This window comes from Maridesulfovibrio sp. FT414, assembly GCF_050916235.1.
Classification (GTDB): domain Bacteria; phylum Desulfobacterota; class Desulfovibrionia; order Desulfovibrionales; family Desulfovibrionaceae; genus Maridesulfovibrio.
This window is the reverse complement of sequence record NZ_CP104854.1, coordinates 502,008-522,806: the sequence shown is the minus strand read 5'-3', so window position 1 is coordinate 522,806 and position 20,799 is coordinate 502,008. Positions and strand designations below refer to the sequence as shown.

Annotated in this window: 22 protein-coding genes, 6 tRNA genes and 1 pseudogene; 20 read left to right on the top strand and 9 right to left on the bottom strand. The window is 48.8% G+C overall.

From position 1 onward, the window contains the following. Window positions 1-9: 9 nt before the first annotated feature. Window positions 10-627, bottom strand: a complete 618-nt coding sequence (gene rdgC / locus N7E73_RS02375) for a recombination-associated protein RdgC (protein WP_432737273.1) — start codon at window positions 625-627, stop codon at window positions 10-12. A 241-nt stretch (window positions 628-868) separates the two neighbouring features. Between rdgC and N7E73_RS02370 the strand changes: the two genes are divergently transcribed. The 3 genes from N7E73_RS02370 to N7E73_RS02360 all read left to right on the top strand — a co-directional run bounded on the left by N7E73_RS02370 (window position 869) and on the right by N7E73_RS02360 (window position 2,143). Beyond that, window positions 869-1,072: a hypothetical protein gene (locus tag N7E73_RS02370; RefSeq protein WP_432737272.1), complete on the top strand. Its 204-nt coding sequence runs from the start codon at window positions 869-871 to the stop codon at window positions 1,070-1,072. A gap of 97 nt (window positions 1,073-1,169) precedes the next feature. Continuing rightward, window positions 1,170-1,544, top strand: a complete 375-nt coding sequence (locus N7E73_RS02365) for a hypothetical protein (RefSeq protein WP_432737270.1) — start codon at window positions 1,170-1,172, stop codon at window positions 1,542-1,544. 218 nt (window positions 1,545-1,762) lie between these two features. After that, window positions 1,763-2,143, top strand: coding sequence for a response regulator (locus tag N7E73_RS02360; RefSeq protein ID WP_432737269.1), 381 nt, complete (start codon window positions 1,763-1,765; stop codon window positions 2,141-2,143). A gap of 5 nt (window positions 2,144-2,148) precedes the next feature. Here N7E73_RS02360 and N7E73_RS02355 read toward each other — a convergent pair whose 3' ends face one another. Further along, window positions 2,149-3,111, bottom strand: coding sequence for a D-2-hydroxyacid dehydrogenase (locus N7E73_RS02355; RefSeq protein ID WP_432737267.1), 963 nt, complete (start codon window positions 3,109-3,111; stop codon window positions 2,149-2,151). Between the two features lie 27 nt (window positions 3,112-3,138). Next, window positions 3,139-3,684 (bottom strand): PilZ domain-containing protein, encoded by a 546-nt coding sequence (locus N7E73_RS02350; protein ID WP_432737266.1) that lies wholly within the window; start codon window positions 3,682-3,684, stop codon window positions 3,139-3,141. 215 nt (window positions 3,685-3,899) lie between these two features. On the opposite strand from N7E73_RS02350, the gene N7E73_RS02345 reads away from it, so the two are divergent. After that, window positions 3,900-4,043 carry a hypothetical protein gene (locus tag N7E73_RS02345; RefSeq protein WP_432737265.1) on the top strand — a complete coding sequence of 48 codons (144 nt, stop codon included), beginning with the start codon at window positions 3,900-3,902 and terminating at the stop codon, window positions 4,041-4,043. Between the two features lie 87 nt (window positions 4,044-4,130). On the opposite strand, the gene N7E73_RS02340 is transcribed toward N7E73_RS02345, so the two are convergent. Beyond that, window positions 4,131-4,613, bottom strand: coding sequence for a hypothetical protein (locus N7E73_RS02340; RefSeq protein WP_432737264.1), 483 nt, complete (start codon window positions 4,611-4,613; stop codon window positions 4,131-4,133). Beyond that, window positions 4,598-5,494 carry a glucose-1-phosphate thymidylyltransferase RfbA gene (gene rfbA, locus N7E73_RS02335; RefSeq protein WP_432737262.1) on the bottom strand — a complete coding sequence of 299 codons (897 nt, stop codon included), beginning with the start codon at window positions 5,492-5,494 and terminating at the stop codon, window positions 4,598-4,600. The genes N7E73_RS02340 and rfbA overlap by 16 nt, the downstream gene beginning before the upstream one ends. 131 nt (window positions 5,495-5,625) lie before the next feature. Between rfbA and N7E73_RS02330 the strand changes: the two genes are divergently transcribed. The 6 genes and pseudogenes from N7E73_RS02330 to N7E73_RS02305 all read left to right on the top strand — a co-directional run bounded on the left by N7E73_RS02330 (window position 5,626) and on the right by N7E73_RS02305 (window position 10,422). Beyond that, window positions 5,626-6,330, top strand: a complete 705-nt coding sequence (locus N7E73_RS02330) for a DUF1614 domain-containing protein (protein ID WP_432737261.1) — start codon at window positions 5,626-5,628, stop codon at window positions 6,328-6,330. A 22-nt stretch (window positions 6,331-6,352) separates the two neighbouring features. Beyond that, window positions 6,353-7,132 (top strand): MogA/MoaB family molybdenum cofactor biosynthesis protein, encoded by a 780-nt coding sequence (locus tag N7E73_RS02325; protein ID WP_432737260.1) that lies wholly within the window; start codon window positions 6,353-6,355, stop codon window positions 7,130-7,132. 142 nt (window positions 7,133-7,274) lie between these two features. After that, window positions 7,275-8,702 carry a TolC family protein gene (locus N7E73_RS02320; RefSeq protein ID WP_432737259.1) on the top strand — a complete coding sequence of 476 codons (1,428 nt, stop codon included), beginning with the start codon at window positions 7,275-7,277 and terminating at the stop codon, window positions 8,700-8,702. Window positions 8,703-8,928: 226 nt separating this feature from the next. Beyond that, window positions 8,929-9,042: pseudogene (locus N7E73_RS02315) on the top strand (dual CXXC motif small (seleno)protein); the annotation flags it as partial. A gap of 68 nt (window positions 9,043-9,110) precedes the next feature. After that, window positions 9,111-9,968 (top strand): lytic murein transglycosylase, encoded by an 858-nt coding sequence (locus tag N7E73_RS02310; RefSeq protein ID WP_432737257.1) that lies wholly within the window; start codon window positions 9,111-9,113, stop codon window positions 9,966-9,968. A 28-nt stretch (window positions 9,969-9,996) separates the two neighbouring features. Continuing rightward, window positions 9,997-10,422: a serine O-acetyltransferase gene (locus tag N7E73_RS02305; RefSeq protein ID WP_432737256.1), complete on the top strand. Its 426-nt coding sequence runs from the start codon at window positions 9,997-9,999 to the stop codon at window positions 10,420-10,422. Here N7E73_RS02305 and N7E73_RS02300 read toward each other — a convergent pair whose 3' ends face one another. Then, complete coding sequence (locus tag N7E73_RS02300) at window positions 10,423-11,532, bottom strand: glycosyltransferase family 4 protein (protein ID WP_432737255.1); 1,110 nt, start codon at window positions 11,530-11,532, stop codon at window positions 10,423-10,425. A gap of 162 nt (window positions 11,533-11,694) precedes the next feature. On the opposite strand from N7E73_RS02300, the gene N7E73_RS02295 reads away from it, so the two are divergent. Beyond that, complete coding sequence (locus N7E73_RS02295; protein ID WP_432737254.1) at window positions 11,695-12,579, top strand: glycosyltransferase family 2 protein; 885 nt, start codon at window positions 11,695-11,697, stop codon at window positions 12,577-12,579. A gap of 54 nt (window positions 12,580-12,633) precedes the next feature. Here the strand turns inward: N7E73_RS02295 and N7E73_RS02290 are convergent, their stop codons facing one another. Then, entirely contained in the window at window positions 12,634-12,996 is a 363-nt protein-coding gene (locus tag N7E73_RS02290; RefSeq protein ID WP_432737253.1) for a molybdenum cofactor biosynthesis protein MoaE, read from the bottom strand. Window positions 12,997-13,025: 29 nt separating this feature from the next. Between N7E73_RS02290 and N7E73_RS02285 the strand changes: the two genes are divergently transcribed. The 3 genes from N7E73_RS02285 to N7E73_RS02275 all read left to right on the top strand — a co-directional run bounded on the left by N7E73_RS02285 (window position 13,026) and on the right by N7E73_RS02275 (window position 17,766). Then, window positions 13,026-15,671: a tetratricopeptide repeat protein gene (locus tag N7E73_RS02285; protein ID WP_432737252.1), complete on the top strand. Its 2,646-nt coding sequence runs from the start codon at window positions 13,026-13,028 to the stop codon at window positions 15,669-15,671. Window positions 15,672-15,954: 283 nt separating this feature from the next. Next, window positions 15,955-16,953, top strand: coding sequence for a hypothetical protein (locus N7E73_RS02280; protein ID WP_432737250.1), 999 nt, complete (start codon window positions 15,955-15,957; stop codon window positions 16,951-16,953). 18 nt (window positions 16,954-16,971) lie between these two features. Then, window positions 16,972-17,766, top strand: a complete 795-nt coding sequence (locus tag N7E73_RS02275) for a galactosyltransferase-related protein (protein ID WP_432737249.1) — start codon at window positions 16,972-16,974, stop codon at window positions 17,764-17,766. Here the strand turns inward: N7E73_RS02275 and N7E73_RS02270 are convergent. Continuing rightward, window positions 17,756-19,267, bottom strand: a complete 1,512-nt coding sequence (locus tag N7E73_RS02270; RefSeq protein ID WP_432737248.1) for an NFACT RNA binding domain-containing protein — start codon at window positions 19,265-19,267, stop codon at window positions 17,756-17,758. The genes N7E73_RS02275 and N7E73_RS02270 overlap by 11 nt on opposite strands. 15 nt (window positions 19,268-19,282) lie before the next feature. Then, a complete protein-coding gene (gene dksA, locus N7E73_RS02265; protein WP_432737246.1) occupies window positions 19,283-19,645 on the bottom strand; it encodes an RNA polymerase-binding protein DksA in 363 nt (120 codons plus the stop codon). Between the two features lie 371 nt (window positions 19,646-20,016). Between dksA and N7E73_RS02260 the strand changes: the two genes are divergently transcribed. From N7E73_RS02260 to N7E73_RS02235, 6 genes are all read left to right on the top strand, one after another. Beyond that, window positions 20,017-20,091 (top strand) — tRNA-Gly (locus N7E73_RS02260). 8 nt (window positions 20,092-20,099) lie between these two features. Then, window positions 20,100-20,174: transfer RNA gene (locus tag N7E73_RS02255), tRNA-Cys, on the top strand. 1 nt (window position 20,175) lies between these two features. Next, a tRNA-Gly gene (locus N7E73_RS02250) sits at window positions 20,176-20,250 on the top strand. Window positions 20,251-20,316: 66 nt separating this feature from the next. Continuing rightward, window positions 20,317-20,391: transfer RNA gene (locus N7E73_RS02245), tRNA-Gly, on the top strand. A gap of 92 nt (window positions 20,392-20,483) precedes the next feature. Continuing rightward, window positions 20,484-20,558: transfer RNA gene (locus N7E73_RS02240), tRNA-Cys, on the top strand. A gap of 1 nt (window position 20,559) precedes the next feature. Then, window positions 20,560-20,634, top strand: a tRNA-Gly gene (locus N7E73_RS02235). Window positions 20,635-20,799: the final 165 nt, after the last annotated feature.

The window sequence follows — 20,799 nt, the reverse complement described above, 5'->3', positions numbered from 1 at the left end:
TGTGTGAGCCTAACCCACAAAATAGGTGGGGTCGAGAGATTCCAGTTTTTTGACGGCGTCTTCACCGAGCATCTCCATGGCCAGAAAGAAGGGGGTAAGCGGCTCAAGGGTCAGTTCAAAAGTGTCGGTGAAATGGTCGGTGAAAAGGTCCATTACCTTGGTGTTGGTTGCCGCAAGGTAAATGCGGTTTTCGGGAACGTTCCAGACAACGTCGAAAACTGCCGGAATAGGTAGGGAGCGGGCCCTGAGCTTAAGGGTGATCTGATCCTTTATTTCTTTTTTCCGGTCGCGGGAGATGAAATTTTTTCCTTCTTTCTTGGCTTCAGCCATCTCGTGGTTGAGCGCTATCTGATAATGTTTCTTGAGGACTGCCGGCTGTATGCGCCGGGTATCAAGGCGTAAGGAAAAAACGAAATAATGAGCTTTTTCCGGCGGGGAAATGGTCCATTTGTCGTCGAGCATGTCATCCATGTTTACCCAGCCGAACGAGCGCTCCTCGGCTGTATGGTCGATGTCCATGAAGGCAAATTTGGCAAGTCTTTCGGGTATTTCGCGGATCAGCTCATCGCTGACTTCGTCCAGAATCCTGTATCTGGTGATTCCCGTGCTGGCAGAAAGTATAGGCAAAGCATGCTCCTTGAACCGGCAGGGTTGCCCCTTGAGCCGGAAGATAATTGAAGGTCGTGCGTCAGACGCAAACCTAAATCGTTAAGTTCATTTTATGCGGATGTAAAGCGAAACAATTCGTGTTAATATATTTATGGCATATTAGGTGCATAATGTATTTTAGTTGTAGAAGATTGTAAATCAGGTAACCGCCCAGGAGGACCAAGTCAGTAGGAGCTGATGCAAGCTGGTGGAGGTCGTTATGACTGTACTGAATGTCAGGACCGATGGTGAATATTTTGAAATAGGAAACCAGCGTAGAAAGAAGTTGACTGCGGACGGCTGTAACGAGCCGTTCAAGGACAGATTCTGGTGCCCGCGCAAAAAGTGGTTTATGAAGGGGCCCTGTCCGTTCATGAATAAGCAGGAATGCGGTAATTACAGGCAGATGTGCGGATCATTGTAGCTCCGGCGGAATGAGTTGTCGATTTTGGTCCTGAATTCCTTGCTTTTGAAGTTTCAGGGAGGTATTCTTACACGAATTTTCAAAGTGGGGAATTTACGTGAACAAGAATCCTTATGATGTTCTGGCTGACTGGCTGGATGGAGAAGCCCGTGCTCTGTGCGGCATGGAAGCACAGGCCCATAAAGCCCTTTATGATGATAAAGATGAGTCTGCCTATCGGGAACTCATGCGCCAACGGGCTATGCGTCTTGCCGATCTGGCTGAGAATTGCGATCCTCTTGTTTCCGGGCTTGCCAAGAAAGACAGGCTTGCAGTTGAAAAACGTGTGGGGCGTTTTTCATCTTCGGCTTCTCAATCTCTTGAAATCGGGAGCGTGTTTTACATGTCTGCGCTTCTGTATCCTGAAGACTATGTGCAGGGTGACAAAAACGATCTTGAGGTTTTTGCCGTGCAGGTTCGGTCACTGAAATAGCCTACGGGGTGCAGTTATCTGGTTGCATATATTAATTAAGGCTAGTTGATTTATTTTTTAAATAAACTGATTGCCAATGTCGAACCGATGGGATATTACCATCGCGGGGTTGGGAAGGGGCAGGCGATACACGTTGTCTGTTTTTTGACATTTACGGGTAATAGATGCTTTCTGCTGATCATAGAATTACTTCCAGTTCTTTAAATAAAAATGGAGCTGTGAAACCTTTGAAGATACTTCTGGCTGAAGACTGTGAGAATAATGTTTTGCTTGTGCAGCTTTATTTGAAAAAGCTGCCCTACAGTATCGACGTAGCCGAAAATGGCGATGTTGCTGTGGAGAAATTCATGCATAACAAATATGATGTTGTGCTGATGGATATAGAAATGCCGTTTACTGACGGCTATGAGGCCACAGGCAGAATCAGAAGCTATGAAAAAAGCAGAAGCCTTTCAAAGACACCGATAATTGCAGTTACCGCCCATGCCCTGCCGGAAAACGAAGACAGGGCTTATGATGCCGGCTGCGATTATTTCATGACCAAGCCGGTCAGGAAGGCTGATCTTCTAGAGGCTGTTCAAAGATTTACACAGGACTGATTTACCTACACGTCGTTCACAACGTTTATCGGTGTACCACTGAGAAATGCTTTCACATTTCTTGTGGTTATTTCGGTGAGCCTTGCGCGGGCTTCAAGCGTTGCCCATGCTATATGCGGAGTAATTATCAGGTTGGGTGTTCCTGCCAGAGGACTTCCCGGAAGCATCGGTTCCGTTTCCACTACATCAAGTGCCGCACCGGCAATTATTCCCTTGCTTAATGCATAGGCCAGATCGGCTTCATCAATAAGTGGGCCGCGGGCCGTGTTGATGATATATGCAGTGGATTTCATGCTTTCAAGAAGTGAGCGGTTCACAAACCGTTCATTCTCAGCTGTCAGTGGACAGTGCAGGGAGATAACATCTGATTCAATGAATATTTCTTCCAGATCGGCAAACCTGAATGGAGTATAAGCGGGTTCAGGTTTTGACCGGGGTGCGTAGGCCAGCACTTCCATTCCGAATCCGTTGGCGATGGTTCCTACCATCTGTCCAATTCCACCGAATCCGACAATCCCCATCTTTTTACCCTGCAGTTCAAGCAGTGGAGCTTTCCAGAAGCAGAAGTCTTCCTGCACAGCCCATTCTCCATCCTTTACCGCCCGGTCATGCATACTGACGCGGTTTGTAAATTCAAGAAGCAGTGCAAAGACATGCTGGGCGACTGATGGAGGAGAATATCCGGGGACGTTACATATCGGAATGTTGCGATCTTCGGCGGCTTTAAGGTCTACTACATTGTAGCCGGTGGCCAGAACTCCGATAAATTTCAGGGTGGGCAGAGATTTGATGACTTCGGCAGTCAGCAGAGTCTTGTTGGTGAGGACTATTTCGGCTCCGGCAGCACGTTGCGTGACCAGTTCCTGCGGTGTGCGATCATAGACGGTAAGTTCACCCAGTTCTTCGAGTGAGGTCCAGGGGTTGTCGCCAGGGTTGACAGTGTATCCGTCAAGAATGACTATTTTCATGTGCTGCTCTCGATTTTGTAGCTGGGGCTACAATTTGATTTTTGTGGTTCCTTTGGTGGATACGCCGCGCTTCATGGTCTTTTCGGCTTCCTGCTTGACTTCGGTGTCCGTGGTGTCCGTCTGGTTGCCGCTGTGTTTTTTCTGGATAAGCCGTTTTTGGGCGGCAAGAACTATCTTGCTGATTATTTTATCCTGTCCGCGTTCAAGATCGGTGAATTCGCATCCGACAATATTGTCGGACTTTCGCATGATCTTCATTTTCAGCCCCTTGATAACTGGTTTTCCTGACCAGAGCATCACGGCTTCAATTGTTGCACCGACGGGAAATTCTTTTGTGCTGATGAAGCCCACTCCAGTGGCACTGATATCCGCTATGCGGCATTTTACCCGGGGAGTGCGGCAGATAATGTGCATGTTGTCAACTTCGATACGGTAGGCCCTGCGGGCACTTGGGGTGTCCTTTTTAGTCGCAATGGAGATATCCAGTGACTCACTGTGTTTTCTCCCAAGCATCCTGTCCAGCTTGTCCTTGAGTTTGCCGAGCAGACCGGAGCTTTGCTTCTTTTCAACCATATCCTACCTATAGATGAGCTAGTGCGTGTTTTTTGAATGTTTTCGGCTGGTCATGCTGTCATCAAAATTTAATCCGTCGTTGATTAATAATATATGGCTGGTGGTTGTTGTCAATATTTATACTTAAACTAGAGCTTGACATTAATAGAAAATATGGTGATGAATATCAGACATTTTTGTAATGAATCGGGTTAAATACTTGGAGGTATCAGGGTATGATCGGCGAACTTATCAGCAACATGGGCCACAGCACTACTGCTGGCTTTGTGGGTGTTTCTCTCATTTTCGTTTATCTTGCATGGATTCTGTATATGGCATTCTACAGAATCGAGCAGGGCAAGAAAGAAGGTCACCATTAGAAAATTTCAGCGAAGAGTTTCTGCTCTTTAGCAAAAAAAAGCGGCACTTACTGTGCCGCTTTTTTTTGCTGTCTGGAATGATACCTATCAAAGTTTGGAATTGATAATTTTCAGTTTGTTGACGACTATTTTTAACTGTGCATCAAATATATAAGCCAGATCAAGAAGGCTCTGGTCGGCAGCTTTCTTCATAATATCCTGGACAAAGGCCTGACGACGGGTGAAATCGTTATAGGCATAACCGCATTTCATTTTCAGCAGGGCTGCTTCCTTACTTTGGAATTTCTGGTCCATTTTAACTAGCTTTACGACTGAAAAAAGGGAGTTCAGGCTGTGAACCTGCATTCTGCTTGACTTGCAGAGGCCTGCCATGTCCTGCATTGCGTAAATTCGATCGGGTTCTTTTTCTGCCCCGGTAGCAGTGTCTATCTGTCTGGAAAGGGTTTTCAGGGCTGCTTCCGTTCCTGCAAGAGCACTGAATTCAGTTTGCAGGTCAGGTTCGCTGCACAATGCCGCTGCAGGTATGGCCGTTAAGGAAAATAAAAAGATTAGAATCAGTATGTTGCGCATTCGTCTTTCCCCATTGCTTCGTTGTATATTGCCATCAGGTATTGTCCGTAGTCGTTTTTAAGCATGTCTGTGGCCATGGCTTTGAGTTCATCGGCACTTATGTAGCCCATGCGGAAAGCGATCTCTTCCAGACAGGCCAGCAGGAATCCCTGACGTTGCTGTATTGCCTCGACGTATGCAGCAGCACGCAAAAGTGATTCGTGCGTTCCCATATCAAGCCATGCGTAACCTCGTCCGAGCAGTTCCACATTGAGTTTTCCCTGCTTTAAGTACTCGTTGTTTACATCGGTGATTTCCAGCTCACCTCGAGCGGACGGTTTTATGTTCTTGGCAATTTCAATGACTGAATTATCGTAATAATACAGGCCGGTGACAGCGAACTTGGACTTGGGTTTTTCCGGTTTTTCCTCGATGCTCAGCACCGTGCGGTCCTTGTCGAATTCAACTACACCGTAGCGTTTTGGGTCCTTGACTGCATACGCGAAAACAGTGCCGCCTTCCTTTAACGCCGCTGCCCGTTGCAGAATTTGCGGCAGATCGTGACCATAGTAGATGTTGTCCCCCAGTATGAGGCATACGGAGTCATTGCCGATGAATTCTTCTCCGATGATAAAAGCCTGTGCAAGTCCTTCAGGCCTGGGCTGTACCTTATATGAAATGCGTATTCCGAGATTTGAGCCATCGCCCATCAGTTCCTCGAAGCGATGCAGATCTTCGGGGGTGGATATAATCAGGATGTCCTTGATCCCCGACATCATGAGGATCGATAGCGGGTAATAGATCATTGGCTTGTCATATACGGGAAGCAGCTGTTTGCTGACTACTCGGGTCAGGGGATATAGCCTTGTGCCGGAACCGCCGGCCAGAATGATGCCTTTCATTACAATGTCCTCCAGATGAATGTACCGGATTTTCTCTCGGTCAATTTAGCAATAAATTCTTGAAGTGTCTGCTTTAATATCATTAAATGACTCTTTCCGTTCAGGCTTACAAACCAAGGAGTGCAGTCATTATGCGTGGCCCCATGTTTTCCCTGCCCACGGCAATGTTTCTGGGCATAGTCTTTTTTGTCCTCATATTCTTTTTGTTTATATTTGTACAGGTTGGCCTTGTCTCTGTCGCCTTTTCAAAGTTGGGACTTACTCCGGGGCAGGGCTTTCTGCTGCTCATTGCCACGCTGCTTGGGAGCGGGATAAACATTCCTGTATTCAGGTCGGAAAGATTGGTTCCCGATGTGAGCTTTCGCAGAGTCGTCATCTTTAATCCTCGTACTGGGTGGGAGGCCTCCCCAGAGAGCCGTTCATTGCGCAAGCAGGTCGTGGCAGTGAATTTCGGGGGATGTGTTATTCCTGTGCTGTTGTCCATGTCGCTGCTGTCCAGAAGCGGATTTGATCTCTCTATCCTGCTCTGTATTGCCCTTGTAAGCGCCGCCACTTACGGCCTTGCACGGCCCGTTCCTGGTGTAGGCATCGGTATTCCTGTTCTTATTCCGCCATTGATTACAGCCTTAGCGGCCCTTATTTTTGTCTCCGGAGATCTTGCTCCTGTTGCGGCATATGTAGCCGGGAGTCTCGGAACCTTGATCGGTGCGGACCTGATGCATCTGGCGACGCCTGCCACAAGGCGTGTGCTTGATGCTCCGGTTGTTTCAATTGGCGGAGCAGGTACTTTTGACGGAATTTTCATCACCGGTATATTAGCGGTGCTTCTGAGTTGATCAAATAGTAAAGGAGCTGCAGATGATAAAATGTGATTTTTCCACTGTCGGAGATGTTTCCGTTGGAGCGCGTATTGTTCTTGGCGATAAATTCTCGCTGCCGGTCGGTACAGCTTGTGCCGCGCTGGCCGGAGATTCCGGAAGTCTTAGAGCTGGATATGAACTGGTCGCAGGGGATTTGACTCTGTTGAGGATCGTGTCCGGATTCTGGTCTGATTCGGTTCCCGGCGGCAGGATGCTTCTGGCCGAGGTCTGCGGACGGCTTCCTGTCGGACCAGTCGAGCTTTCCGTAAAACGAAATGGTTATTCCCTTGCTTACATAACCTTAAGTGACAAGGGAGCGGCTGGGAAACGGAAAGACGAGGCCGGGCCCTTAATAGGTGAAATGATAAAAAATGCACTTCCGATTTCCATTATTCAGGGGTATCTCATTCCCGATGAGGAATGCAGCCTCAAGGCACTTCTGCTGCACCTTGCGCATGTAGGCGGCTTTGACCTGGTGCTGACAACCGGTGGAACCGGAGTGGGGCCACGTGATGTTTCGCCTGAAGCCACGATGGCTGTTATCGAAAAACGCCTGCCCGGATTTGAGCGGGCCATTACCGCGACCGGGCTTGCCAAAACTCCTCATGCCATGATTTCACGTGCTGTGGCCGGAACCATCGGCCAAAGTCTGGTGATCAACTTTCCCGGAAGCCCGAAGGCTGTTCGCGAAAGCCTTGAAGCAGTTATTCCGGCCTTGCGCCACACTATAGATAAATTGCAGGGTGACAGCACTGATTGTGCTGTGATTAATTCATGATTAGTGCAGCCCATCACATTTGCTTAAGCGTTTTAAACAAAAAAGCTGCTTGATTAGTTGCGATGGAACATCTATAGAGAGTGTGATTTTGTTTATTTAAGTTAAAGGATATAATAACTCACACGGTTTTAGGATGTGTAGAATGAAACGTAATATTTCCCTTTTGTTTTTTCTGCTGCTGATACTTGCATCTGCGTCATTTGCATTGGCGCAGCAGGCAGAACCTCAAAGCACCCTTGGTGAAGCTAAGGCTCCTGTCTCAATGGAGGAAGCCTCCACTCAGGTTCCTCAGGCTCTGACCAAGGAGGAGCAGGAGGCCGACAGGACCCTGACCCTTGAAGAGTGCGTAAGTCTCGGACTCAAACAGAACCCGACCATTGTTGCAGCCCGCAAAGATCTGCTGGCCGCTGAAAGCTCGGTCAAGTCTCAGCGCGGTCAGTTCGGGGGGCCTCTTAAGGCAACCTACGGCTATACCCATTACAATGATCAGCCCCGGTCCGGTAGCACGCCTTCCGGATATCAGGATGCCTGGGGATTTACCCTGAACATCAGCCAGCCTGTATTCAAAGGGTTTGAACTGCTTTCCAAGTACCAGAAAACCAAGCTGCAGAGACAGTCTTCCGAAGCCAGCCTTTACAATGCAGAGCTTTCTCTCATCAGCCAGATTCAGACTTCGTTCCTGACCTTGCTGCAGGGACGCATGGAAGTTAAGAGTAAGGAAGATTCCGTTGCTCGTCTGAAATCCCAGCTTCAGGTCATTCAGGCCTTCTATCAGGTTGGCCTTCGTCCCAGGGTTGATGTTCTTCAGGCTGAAGTGGAGCTCGCAACAGCAGAGCAGAATCTGCTGATTGCCAAGAACACTGTGGACTCCAGAGTGGCAAGGCTTAACACTCTTCTTAATCTGCCTATTGATGAGAAGGTGAATTATTCCGGTGAACTTACCTATCTTCCTTTTTCTATGACACTTGATCAGTGCATTACCGTTGCCGATAAGTATCGTCCCGACCTGATCATTGCCAAGAAAGCCGTTGAAATTTCGGAAGAAGACGTGACCATTGCCGAAAGCGGTTTCTACCCCGACATCACTGCCGACATGAATTATTCCAGCACCGGCGATGATCCTTCCGTGAGCAGAAACAAGTACAACTACAAGAATCGCCCTGATTCCTGGAATGTTGGAGCCAACCTGAGCTGGGAACTTTTCAGCTGGGGTGAGACTTACTATGACTCACAGCGTGCAAAAGAGAATGTACAGAAGATTCAGGCTGAATTCGATAACACCAAGCTTGAGGCCTCTTATGAAATCAAGGATCAGCTCCTGAGCCTCAAGGCTGCTGCTGACCGTATCGGTGTTGGCCGTAAATCTGTTGAAGCCGGTCGTGAAGGTTACAGAATGGCTGTTGCCCGGTATCAGGCTCAGGTAAGCACCAACAACGAAGTTCTTGATGCCCAGTCCCGTTTGAGTGACAGTGAAGCCCAGCTTATCCAGGCTTTGTCCGACTATCAGGTTGCTCTTGCAAAACTTTACGTTGCAATGGGCGAGAAGAATCCTTCTCTCAAGACCAATTAGCAATTACTGCATAATATCTGGCAGCCGGATTTCAGCATCTGAAATCCGGCTGTTTTTTTGTGGTGGACAGGCTGTTCGGTAGAATTTAGTATTGTTGACGGAGGAAATAATGTTTCAGGGAAGAACTCTTTTTAAAAAGACAGCGCGCGGTGAAATGGTTTCCGGGGAGCAGGGTGTGTGCCGCTCCTGTTCCGGTGACCTCTATGTTCACCGAGGCTGACGCTCGGTGTTTTTACGCTGCGGGTCCTGCGGCAAACGCTACGATGTGTCAGAGTACATTAAATATATTGATGATGATTTCGAAGATGAGATGGCGAATGTTCCAATGAACAGACTGTAAGGTAGAATCAGTTGATGACCCGGAAAATAGCAGCGTTAACAGTTCTTTTGTTGTTGGCATTTGTCCCGATGGTGGATGCTGATGACAGCAAGGGGTGGATCCCTCTTAAGGACCGCCTCGTGGCTGACGGTTTCAACCGTGAGTATGTGGAAACTGTGTTTTCTGTAAGTTCCGTGAAATATGATTCCGGGATAATGGCCCGCAAAATGCGTGCCCTTCTCAAACTCCGTTTTGAGCCTCCTGCCAAGAAGGAGGAACGCGAAAAGACTTTTGATGATCGCTATGTGGGTCCGGTACTTCTTGCTGGAGCATACTCATATCTGCGGGAGCATTATGATCTGCTGACAGTGATCGACAGTAAATACGGTGTAGCTCCATCTGTCATTGTAGCCCTTCTTCTGGTGGAAACCAAGCTGGGGTATACTCTGGGAGATAATCCTGCGTTCAGCAATCTTGCAAACATGGCTGCCAGTTCTGATCCCATATTGTTCTTTGATGAGCTTGGATATGAAAAGCTTGATAAAAAGGATATGGACTGGCTTAAAAAGCGCACTCAGAAAAAAGCTGACTGGGCTTACCGGGAGCTTTCCGCCTTGCTGACTTTCTGTTCCGCCAATTCCGTAAATCCAACCGAAATACCCGGTTCGCCCTACGGTGCATTTGGGATCTGCCAGTTCATGCCTACCACCGCACTCGGGTACGCCGTAGACGGTGACGGTGACGGTCGTATCGATCTCTTCAGCAAGGATGATGCACTTGCCAGTATGGCCAATTTCCTCAGACGTCACGGCTGGCGCGATTCGTCAAGCAAAGACAAGAAGTTGAAGGTTATTTACCGCTACAACCATTCCATGGTTTACGCACGCACGATTTACGAAGTGGCCGACCATCTTGAACGGATAAGGTCTGTTTTCGGCCCGAACTGATTTGTCTTCTTTCGGGCATGGAGTCTCAATGAGCGATATTGTTCTGTTCTTCTACCGACTCGCATTCTGGCTGCATCAGAAAAGGATTCCTGTCATGCCACAGGTCATAAACAAATTGTTTGTGCGGATAATATTCAGCTGCCAGATAGGTCTGGGTGCCGAGATCGGCAAGGGTGTTGATCTCGGGTACGGCGGACTGGGGGTTGTTATCCACCAGCGGTGTAAGATTGGTGACGGCGTCAGCATAGGCAGTTGCGTTACAATCGGCGGGCGCTCGGGACTGCATGATGTCCCGTTTATCGGAGATGGCTGCATGATCGGAAGTGGAGCCAAAATTCTTGGGCCGATTAAGGTCGGGCGGAATTGTCGTATCGGTGCCAATGCAGTTGTTCTGCACGATGTCCCCGACAACCACCTGGCAGTCGGGGTTCCTGCAGAGATAAGACCTATTTAGCTATTCTCCGGAAACACCCTGATACAGGGTCATGGTCCGTTTCAGGAAATCCTCTCCTGAAAGCTGCGACATTGTCCGGGTATGTTCGGCAAGCAGCCTCTTGCGGAATTCAGAGGAATTAATTGCTTCTGTGAGTTTGTTAGAGAGAGCTTTCACATCCTGTGGCGGCACCAGAGCCCATGCTGGCAGCAGATCGGGCATGACTCCTACGCTGGTTGAGATAAGGGGACGCTCACAGGCCATTATTTCCAGTGCGGCCCGGGCAATTGTCTCGGACCAGAGAGATGCGATGACCCCAAGATCCATGGCACAGATACAGGCCGTTACGTCATCACATTTGCCGCTGATGACAGTTATTTCAGCCATGTTGTTGTCGGCAAGCCATGATTCCACTTCATGCATGCTGGTAGCCGTGGGAAATCCTATGAGAAACAGCTTAATCTTTTTCTCACCGATACTTCCGCGGGATTTGGCGAGCGCTTCTATCAATTCCTTTTGGCCCTTGACCCGGTCAAAACGGCCCAGCATTCCGATGACGAAATCGTCTGTAGAAAAACCGTATTTACTGCGAATCCTCTCTCTCCCTTCAGGGTCGAAGCTGAATCTGTCGGTATCGACCCCGCCGTGAATGAGCCAGAGCTGATTTTCTGCAAGCTCCATCTTCTTCAGAAAATGTTCGGCCATACGTTTATTGGTAACCACTACACCATCAGCTATTGTGGAGTGCAGATGGCGGTTGAAGAAGTCGCTCCGCGGCAGGCGCTGATCGCCTCTGGTCCTTATCAGTTTGTAGCCTAGGCGCAACTTGCGTAGTATGCCCCACCAGAAAAAAGCCTCGCCGCGGTGACAGTTCACAATGTGCGGCCTGTGTTCCCGCACAAGGGACAGAACCCTTGAACAAGCGGAAATCAGTTTTAATGGTCTGGTGGTGTTCAGCTCAATGAGCTCCAGCTTTAGGCCCATTTCGCGGGCTTTCTGCTCTGTTTCCGAGTCGGGTACAGTAATTACCAGCACTTCGTGCCCTGCATCCTGCAGCAGCTTGCTGAGGTAAAGGGCATACCATGAGGTCGCGTTAAACCAGCGGACATTGATTACTTGAAAGATTCGCATGGAGGTAAATGACTATCCGTATTCTAAAGAGTCAAGGAAAAAAGGGACATAAGCGGCACAGGAATAAAAAAAATCCCGACCAGGCTATACATTGCGTATGTTTCTTAACTAACATAAGCTTCGGCACTTTTTGATTATAACAATTGCAGCGAAAAAAAATCTATGAATAAAACTGAAGAAAAATCAAGTCCTGAAATATCGGTTATTATGCCGACCTATAACCGGTCCGAGTATATCGGCAGGGCGTTGGATTCCGTATTTGCGCAGACCTTTAAGGATTTTGAATGCATCGTGATTGATGACGGTTCAACTGACGATACCCTCGAAAAACTTTCAGAAATCGAAGATGAACGTCTTAAGGTCTTTTCGAGGGAGAACGGGGGAGTCTCAGCTGCCAGGAATCAGGCCATATCACTTGCAACCGGAAGGTATGTGGCCCTACTGGATTCTGATGATGAATGGCTTCCAAATAAGCTTGAGAAGCAGCATGCCTTCATGAAAAGAGAACAGTTGCATATCTGCCAGACAGATGAAATCTGGTTCAGAAAGGGCAAGCGGGTCAACCAGAGCAATAAATATGAAAAACCGGATGGATTCTTTTGGGAGCAGTCACTGGCAGTATGCCTGGTAAGTCCCTCGTGTACAATGTTTACCATGGAGTTCTGGGACGATATAGGTCCTTTTGACGAATTTATGCTGGCCTGTGAAGATTATGATCTCTGGATCAGGGCCGGGATTAAATATCCCATAGGATTGATCCGGGAAAGATTGACCATCAAGTATGGCGGGCGCCCAGACCAGCTTACCAACTCCGTCAGTTGCCTTGATACGTACCGCATCTACGCTATGGCCAAACTGTATGCGTCCGGGGTTCTTTCGGAAGATCAGAAACAGCTGGTGTCAGCCGAGCTTAGGAACAAGTCCGGATATTACATCGGCGGATGCCGGAAGAGGGGGCGTGATGAGGAAGCAGACCGGGTGGAGTTTCTGCTGGAAAAACTGCTTCAGTCAAGTGAAGTTGACCCTGCCGAATTTATTGGAAATTAAAAAAGGTCCGGGTTATACTCAAGTGCATATATACCCGGACCGGATTTGATTTTATCAGGCGAAAATTTCTTTTTTGCTGAAGGCTTCAGCCTTTACACGGTCAAGCAGGCTTGCGAGGCAGGCCTTGACGTTTTCGCGGATATCTCCGGCAACGATCAGGAACAGCACGTCATCACCTGGTTTAAGCACGCCTTCGTTGGCGTGGGTGACGATTTTATAGATGCCTTCCATCTGTTCATGCTCCTTGCGGATGGCTTCTATCTTGTCATGGTCGGCCTTGATTTCGATTCCGGTTACTTCATCTCGTGTACCGCGTGACCAGCCGCGGACAACTCCGTTGTGAATGAGGACCATACCGACATTGGCGGCAAATTCGGGGTCCTGTTTGAGTTCTGCAATTTTTTTTGAAATGTCCATAATCCCTCCGCAAGTAAGGAGTTGTTGTTTTGTATCAGATTGCTACCTTATTTGAAAAATTTCCTATTGTCAGCCATTCCCGAATGGTTAACCGCGGATTTGGCGTCTGGCTGGTCTGGGGAGAAAGTCTTGAGGAGTCCATTGTCCGAAGTCTTAGTGATTTCGGTGGAATGCTCATGAGTGAGGTACAGAATCAGGCATACTGGTTCTTCTTCAGTGATGATGTCTTCAGAGTAGCTGCAAGATTGGAAATCTGGGCAAGACTTAATCCTATGCCCGTATTCATGCAGATTATGCCTGCAACTCTTCTTGTTGATTACAGCCTGGATCTCTCCCTGAAGGTCGGAGATGAGTTTACTTCCCAGGAAGTAGCTCTTCCCAAGGAATTCGAAGTCCTTGTTCATCCTCATCTGGCGGATGACGTGAAGAAAATTTCAGGTCTGAACCTTGAGGACGTGCGCACTCCTACCGGAATCTCCCGTTCCGGCTGGATTGCTATGATTCCGGATCAGGGGCTTGGTTATGATTCCATGCAGAGCTGGTATTTTATCCTGATTCCGGTGGGCAATCCTTCTGATAAGGATTTCATCAAGGGCTGGCGGTCGTTTTTTTCAGAGATTCAGGTGCTCATGCAGAAGCTGGGCATTCATTATATCACTTCCGATGTGAAGGTTATTCTGCCCATCGGTTCTCTCTCCCTGCTTCGGACATTTCTGCGTGAGCTTCTCTCCGTCATCTCAAGAGCCAGAAACAATGAGGGGGAAGTTCATTACTGGCCTACAGTCATGGCACTGGTTCCCCAGATGAACATGAGCTTTAATGATGAGATTCTGCGTAAGGTCCATCTTGATTGGGATAAACTTACCCCAGACTGTCCTCACCTTCGGTATCGCGATGCTTATTTGCTTGGAGATGATTTTGTCATTAACGAGGTCCGTTTCGGAAGCGAGCAGGAAACCGTAGACAGCTGGTGCCATGTCAGTCTCCGAAAGGGAATCAAGGATCTCTCGTCCAACGCCATTGAGGTGACTATTTCCCGCAGAGTTTCTGTGGGGGACATGGATGACTGCTTTTATTGCGGCATGAAGAACCATTCTCCTGCACAGTGTCCCAGCAAGCAGCTTAAGGGGCTTGACTCACAGGTGTGGAAGAATCTCGCGGCTATCGACAATGATAAGTTCAATGAAGGTTTTCAGAATATAGACCTTCAGATGCAGGGAAAGGAGAATCTTGTCGGTGAGTTCTCAAAGCTAGTGGCAGGTGGAAGCGGGTATGAGGGCATCATTACAAAGGCTTTGTTTGCCATTAATGCGGTTTCGCAGTTGCGGACTCTTTACATGGTCTGGCGCAGCAGGGGGAAGGAGTGGCCGCGGGGGATCATGGATCAGGGACCGGAAGAGGGCGAACTTATCTGGTCGGCCTTTGATTCCCTTGCAGGCGGTGCTGTCGGGGATGCGGAGCTTTTGACCAAGAATGCGATGATTCGTTTCAGCAGAAGTTACCAGCCAAGGGCCTTGATCGGTTTTATTGAGCTTGAAAACGGTAATGGCGAACAGGCATATTTCTACTGGCAGGAGGCCGAACGTTTAAGTTTTTCTCCTCTGCAGCAGGGCTATTTTATCTATCTTCAGGGACGCATGCTGGAAGTTCGCGGCGATTTCGGTGAGGCCAGCAATACTTTCAGGAGAGCATCGCGTTTATGTCCGGAATGGCTTGATCCTCTTTACCGCCGAGCTGTCTGCATGGTTAAGATGGGCTTTGCCGAACAGGCGATTCCCTATTTTGAAGATATTATCGAACGTGATCCCCACTATTTCAACCGAATTGCCATCGACCCTGAGTTGGACAGGGGCCGGTTGACGGTTCTTCAGGCCCTTGGGCAGCTCTGGGAGAAGGCGGAAGCCGAGGCCAAGGAAGTTGCCTCCGGTATGGACACCCTTACCGTGGATCTTTCCCAGTGGTTTGAGGAAGGCCATGAATTCGCGGAAGAGGCGGCAAAGTTCATGGAGCGTATGTCCAAGCTTGTTAAAATAAAGAACTATGTTGCTTTCAAGCATCTTACTTCCGGTATTGCCAGGCTTACTCAGGAGATCGATAAACGGGTTGAATACGAAATTAAGGTAATCAACAAAAAACTTGAGATATATCGAGAAGAATTGCTGGATATTCAGCGGGAAGCTTCGTGGTTCCCGTTCCCCAAGCTGCTTACCGAGTTTAACGGTGATTTCAACTATTGCGCAGATAAAATTTACTGGATCAAGACTCAGATTCTCAATCAGGCTGAAACATTCCGTAAGACCCAGCAGTACCTGACCGGTATTGACGAGAGGCTCAAAAAACTGCGTCACAGGCTGGTCACCCTGCGGGTAATCCGTGACTCGACTCTTTTTGTGATGCTGCTGGGGCGCAGTTTTATCTGGCTGGAAGTTATTTTTCTCGGACTGGCCCTTTTGTGTATCCCGGCGTTGATTTATTACTCAAAGAATTTCCCTACCAACTTCATGATTGATATGATTATCCGTCAGAAATGGGAGTTCCAGCAGGGGATGATCCTGATCTTGAGTATTCTAGCGCTGGCCATATCCGCATTCAGGGCGGCTGTGGTGTTTGAGAAAAAGAAACGTGAACTCTTTCTGCTTGAAGAGGAAAAAGAAGAAGAAAGGAAAAAGAAGTAGCACCCTTGCTTTGGGAGATCCGGTTTCTCTCTTCTGGAATTGTGTTCAGTTAGAAATTAACAGCCGGGACAGGTGTAGGTTTGACTGCACCTGTCCCGGTTTTTTGATTCTCGGAGAATTGTCCTGTGCCGATCATATTCTGATAAATATTTGGGATGATTTTTCTAAATTAAAACAGGACTTGTGATTCATTAGTGCTTGTCTTGGGGGATGCCCTGACGGTATTGGCATATCTGCTGCAATGATAGGTGCGGAAGTATATATTTTTGACAGAGAGTAAGCCATGTCCAATATGAATAATGATATTGCCGCAGTCGTCAAGATGCTTGGAGCAGACCCTACCGGGATAACCGCGAAGGGTCCTGCCACTCCGAATCTGGCCGCATTGAAAGGCCAGCAGGGCACTTTCAATATGGAAATGATGATGGCGGGCAAGCTGCTTGGTGAACCCGAAGAAGGCAACGGACTTTCCTCATCTGATCTTGATATGGGAGTCATGAACAACCTGCTCATGCTTGAGGCTCTTTCAGCACTTAATTCCGTAAGGAATTCTGGTGGATCAGGACTGAACCGGGCCAGAAACAATTCATATCAGCTGCAGATCGGTGCATCCCGGAATAATCCTGTCAAAAAAACGACTGACGGCGGTGTCAGTGGTGAACTTTCTGCCAGGTTCGAGTCTGGCAGCAAGGGAGCAGCCGCTATCGGCTATGACCGTGTTGGAGGAACTTCATACGGCAAGTACCAGATTGCTTCCAATACCGGAACCATGGATCGGTTTATCCGGTTTCTTAAGGACAAGGCTCCGGAAATTGCGGATAAGCTGCTGAATGCCGGCCCTGCAAACACTGGGTCTGCATCCGGGCGTATGCCTGATGTCTGGAAGAAGCTTGCTTCTGACGATTCTTCCGGTTTTGAAAAGCTGCAGCATGATTTTATTCAGGACAGCCATTACGATCCTGCCGCCAAGATGATTTTTGAGATGACCGGGGTGGATATGAAGTCACTTCCCGGGCCGGTTCGTGAAGTGCTTTGGTCAACTTCTGTTCAGCACGGTCCGACCGGTGCGTCCAGGCTTATTGCCAAAGCCATCGACAAGCTGGCTTCGAGTGCTGAAGACAAAGGTTTTCCGGCTGATCTGGTCCGCGAAATATATGGTGAGAGGGAAGGACAGTTCTCCTCTTCCACCAGTTCTGTGCGCAAGAGCGTAGCAAACAGGTTGAAAGTGGAGCAGAATATGGTGCTGGCCATGCTTGGGGAAGGACTCTCCAAAACCGCTTAAACTCAATTAAGCATATCCATGTCCAGCCTGAAGACAGATCTGAGGGATGTTGTTTTTCTAATTCCCTGCCGGATTGATTCCCTTGAAAGGGTCAGAAATCTTAAAATTATTGTCTCCCTTCTGACATTCTGGTTTGAAACACGGGTGATGGTAATAGAAGAGGGGCCTAGCCCTGTGCTCCATGATTTTTTCCCGGACCGGCCGATCGGGCTGGAGCTTTATTTTATCGAGGACCATTCCGGTCTGTTTCATCGCAGTCATTGCGTCAATGAACTCATCCGCAGAACCCGGAACCCGGTGATTGCCAACTGCGACGTGGACGTCTTATGCAGTCCCCGCAATTACGTCAGGGCCAGAAATCTCCTTACTAAAGATAAATTTGATGTCCTGCGTCCATTTGACGGGCGTTGCCTGAACGTTGCACAGGATCTTGCTCCGCGTCTGCTCTCCGAACGCTCACTGGATTTTTTGGATGAGTCCAATTGCCGGTTGCTGTACCCGGATACCCCCGGAGGACTGGTCATGGTTCGCAGGGACGTTTATCTGAAGGCGGGAATGGATAATGAGAATTTCGTTTCTTATGGATTTGAGGATGACGAAAGGCTTGTTCGGCTGGCGGGGCTTGGCTACAGACTTGGAAAGCTCGAAGGGCCGTTGTTTCATCTGGACCATCCGCGAGGGGTCAACAGCCATGAAGGGCTGAATCCCCACAATGAAGCCAACAGGCTGGAGCTGGAAAAAGTGAAGGCAATGAGCCGTGACGAGCTCAGGGCCTACGTGAATTCATGGAGCTGGACGTCAGCTATTTCTTAGCAAGTTTTTCTTCGAGTGATGCATCGACGCTTACGTGGAATGTCTTTAACACGCTGTCTACCGCAACCTGCCCGTGTGTCCATCCCTTGACCTTGCGCACATCCTTGACCAGTGCACACATTACATCTGCTTTCGAATCTTCCGCACGATAGCTTTTGAGTGCGGCCAATATAGCGGCCTCTTCGAAGGTCGTGTCTGGAACTTCCTGACCGGGGTGATCCCGCTTGAGAATAACGTGTGATCCCGGTCCACCCTGAACGTGGAACCAGTAGTCGAATACCGAAGAAACTTTGCTCAGGATCTCATGGTTGGCCTTGCTGTTCTTGCCCCTGATCATCAGGAAACCGTCGGATGAAACAAACAGTGCCGCGGCAATATTTTTGTATTTTTGTGGTATTTCGACCGTTTTTCTCTTCTTTTCCCCCTCAGCAGACGGCATGAGGTTGGATTGCAGAAAGTTTTCGTGCTCGGCTTCGACTTCCCTGCGCCTGCGCTCCATGTGGAGCAGTCCGCGTTGGGCTTTGGCCGCAAACCTGAATATCCGTTCCATATTTTCTGTCGGAGTCAGGGCCGGATTCAGTTTTACCTCCATCATGCCGTGTTCCGGGTGGGTGACGGAGATGCTGGTCAATTCCCGCATGTCCTTGATGCGGTACATTTCCGCCTGCATGGCTTCGGCCTCGACCTTGCGGGAAATCAGCTCATGCAGCCTCTGCTCTTCCTGTTCAATGCGCTTCAGGATGTTCCTGAACTTCTTCTTTCCAGCCTTTAGGGTGCTGAGCTGCTCGGCATTATCCAGTCTTTCCATAACAGGAAAGAGAATCCTGTCCCCATAAACCGAAGCAGCTTCGATGGCAGAGTGGAAGGTTTCGGCATCACTGTCCGTCGACCAGACCCTGGGTGGGGATAGCTCGCCTTTTTTTTCGGGTGAAAGGTAAAAGGTGTCGGTCAGACCTGCTTCAAGGTTGAGTAGCAGTCGTTGTCCCTGCTCAGGAGTGATAGTTTCAAGCGTCCTGCGCAATGGAGGGGTTATCTGGGGAAATTCGCGCCAGATTTCAGGGTTGGTCTTGATTTCATCCAGAGACGGCCATTCTATGGGAGAACCGAAGTCTTCCGGAAGATCGTGAATGAGAGATACCCCTTTCTTCATGTCCAGAAGGAGGTAGCGGTATTTATCAGGCTGTATGAAAGGGGAGAGGGTGAAAGCAACGCGCAGGTTGATCCAGTCGTGGTGCGTCTCAAACATCCTGCGTCCGGCAAGGCGTTTACGCAGCCACATGACCTGTGAAGGGGGACTGGGTGGGTTGACCGGTTTCACCCGAGACAGAAAAAGCAGGCCCACCGATTTGGCGGGCCTGAACAGTAGATATTCCTTTCCACCTTTTGACTGGAGCGCAAAAGTCCATACTCCGTCAGCCGGGGAAAATATTTTCTCTACCCTGCGTCCCTTGACTGTTTCCTCAAGTTCAAGGCACAGGGCACGAAAGAAGTGTGCGTCCATTGATGAGAATCCGGGTTAATCTCCGCGGTTCTTTTCGTCTTCTTCCTGTCTGCTCTTGCAGGCAATGCACAGTGTTGTCACCGGGCGAGCCTTTAGCCGGGCAACGGAAATGTCGTCGCCACAGGAATGACATATACCGAAGTCGCCGTCGTCAATGCGTTGGATGGCCCTCTGGATCTTCTTGATCAGCTTGCGCTCCCTGTCGCGCAGGCGCAGGGTGAAGGCTCGATCTGATTCCGCAGTTGCACGATCAGCTGGGTCGGCGTAGTTTTCACCGGATTCGTTCATGTCCTCAATTGTTTCCTGACCCTTCTGCAGGATGTCATCAAGCATCTTGTTCAGGGTTTCCCGGAAGAATACGAGTTCCTTTTGATCCATATCATTAACCTCTCTTGTTATAGTGAGGTGGGTTTACGAAATTACCAGAACTACTCGTCATCAATTTTTAAGATGAATGGTATTAGCCTAAACCCGTACGGAAAGTAAAGGCCATGATAAAAAAAAACAAAAATATAAAAAAATAAAACGGTTGACAAATGTTTCGTGTTGCCCTAAACACTCTTTCACACGGCGCAACGAGCCTGTTCTTTGAAAAGACTGCTAAATTTGAGTTGATTATGAAGTTGGATTCGGATAAAGTGCCTCCTTCGAAAGCGGCTCAAAAGAGCAGTGAAATAAAGCAAAAAAAGTTGAAAATAAGTGTTGACAGTTTGAAGCCGAAGAGATACAAACTGCTTCGCTTTTTGTGAGCGGGAATAACTCAGTGGTAGAGTGCAACCTTGCCAAGGTTGAAGTCGCGAGTTCAAATCTCGTTTCCCGCTCCAAATATTTCGGCGGCATAGCCAAGTGGTAAGGCAGAGGTCTGCAAAACCTCCATTCTCCAGTTCAAATCTGGATGCCGCCTCCACGCGGGAATAACTCAGTGGTAGAGTGCAACCTTGCCAAGGTTGAAGTCGCGAGTTCAAATCTCGTTTCCCGCTCCATCGATTTCAACGGGCCGACCCACCAAGTCGGCCCTTCTTCGAAACCACGCGAAGAATATGTTTTTTGCGGGAATAACTCAGTGGTAGAGTGCAACCTTGCCAAGGTTGAAGTCGCGAGTTCAAATCTCGTTTCCCGCTCCACTGATTTCTCCAAGGGTCGATCAAGTCTGATCGGCCCTTTTTCTTTAGTTGAGGTAGTGAGCTTAAGTCTCGTTTCCTGTTTCAGGTCTTTCGGCGGCATAGCCAAGTGGTAAGGCAGAGGTCTGCAAAACCTCCATTCTCCAGTTCAAATCTGGATGCCGCCTCCATGCGGGAATAACTCAGTGGTAGAGTGCGACCTTCCCAAGGTTGAAGTCGCGAGTTCAAATCTCGTTTCCCGCTCCACCGATTTCGTCAAGGGTCGATCAAGTCTGATCGGCCCTTTTTTTGTTTCTCCCAATCGTTATATATTTAAGCACTCTGTGGCTTGTGACAAGTGCTTATCGGCGCTGACAGGGTTTTTCCGGGCAGTAGCGGACTATCTTATTTACCCGTCAGGAGTTGACCGTC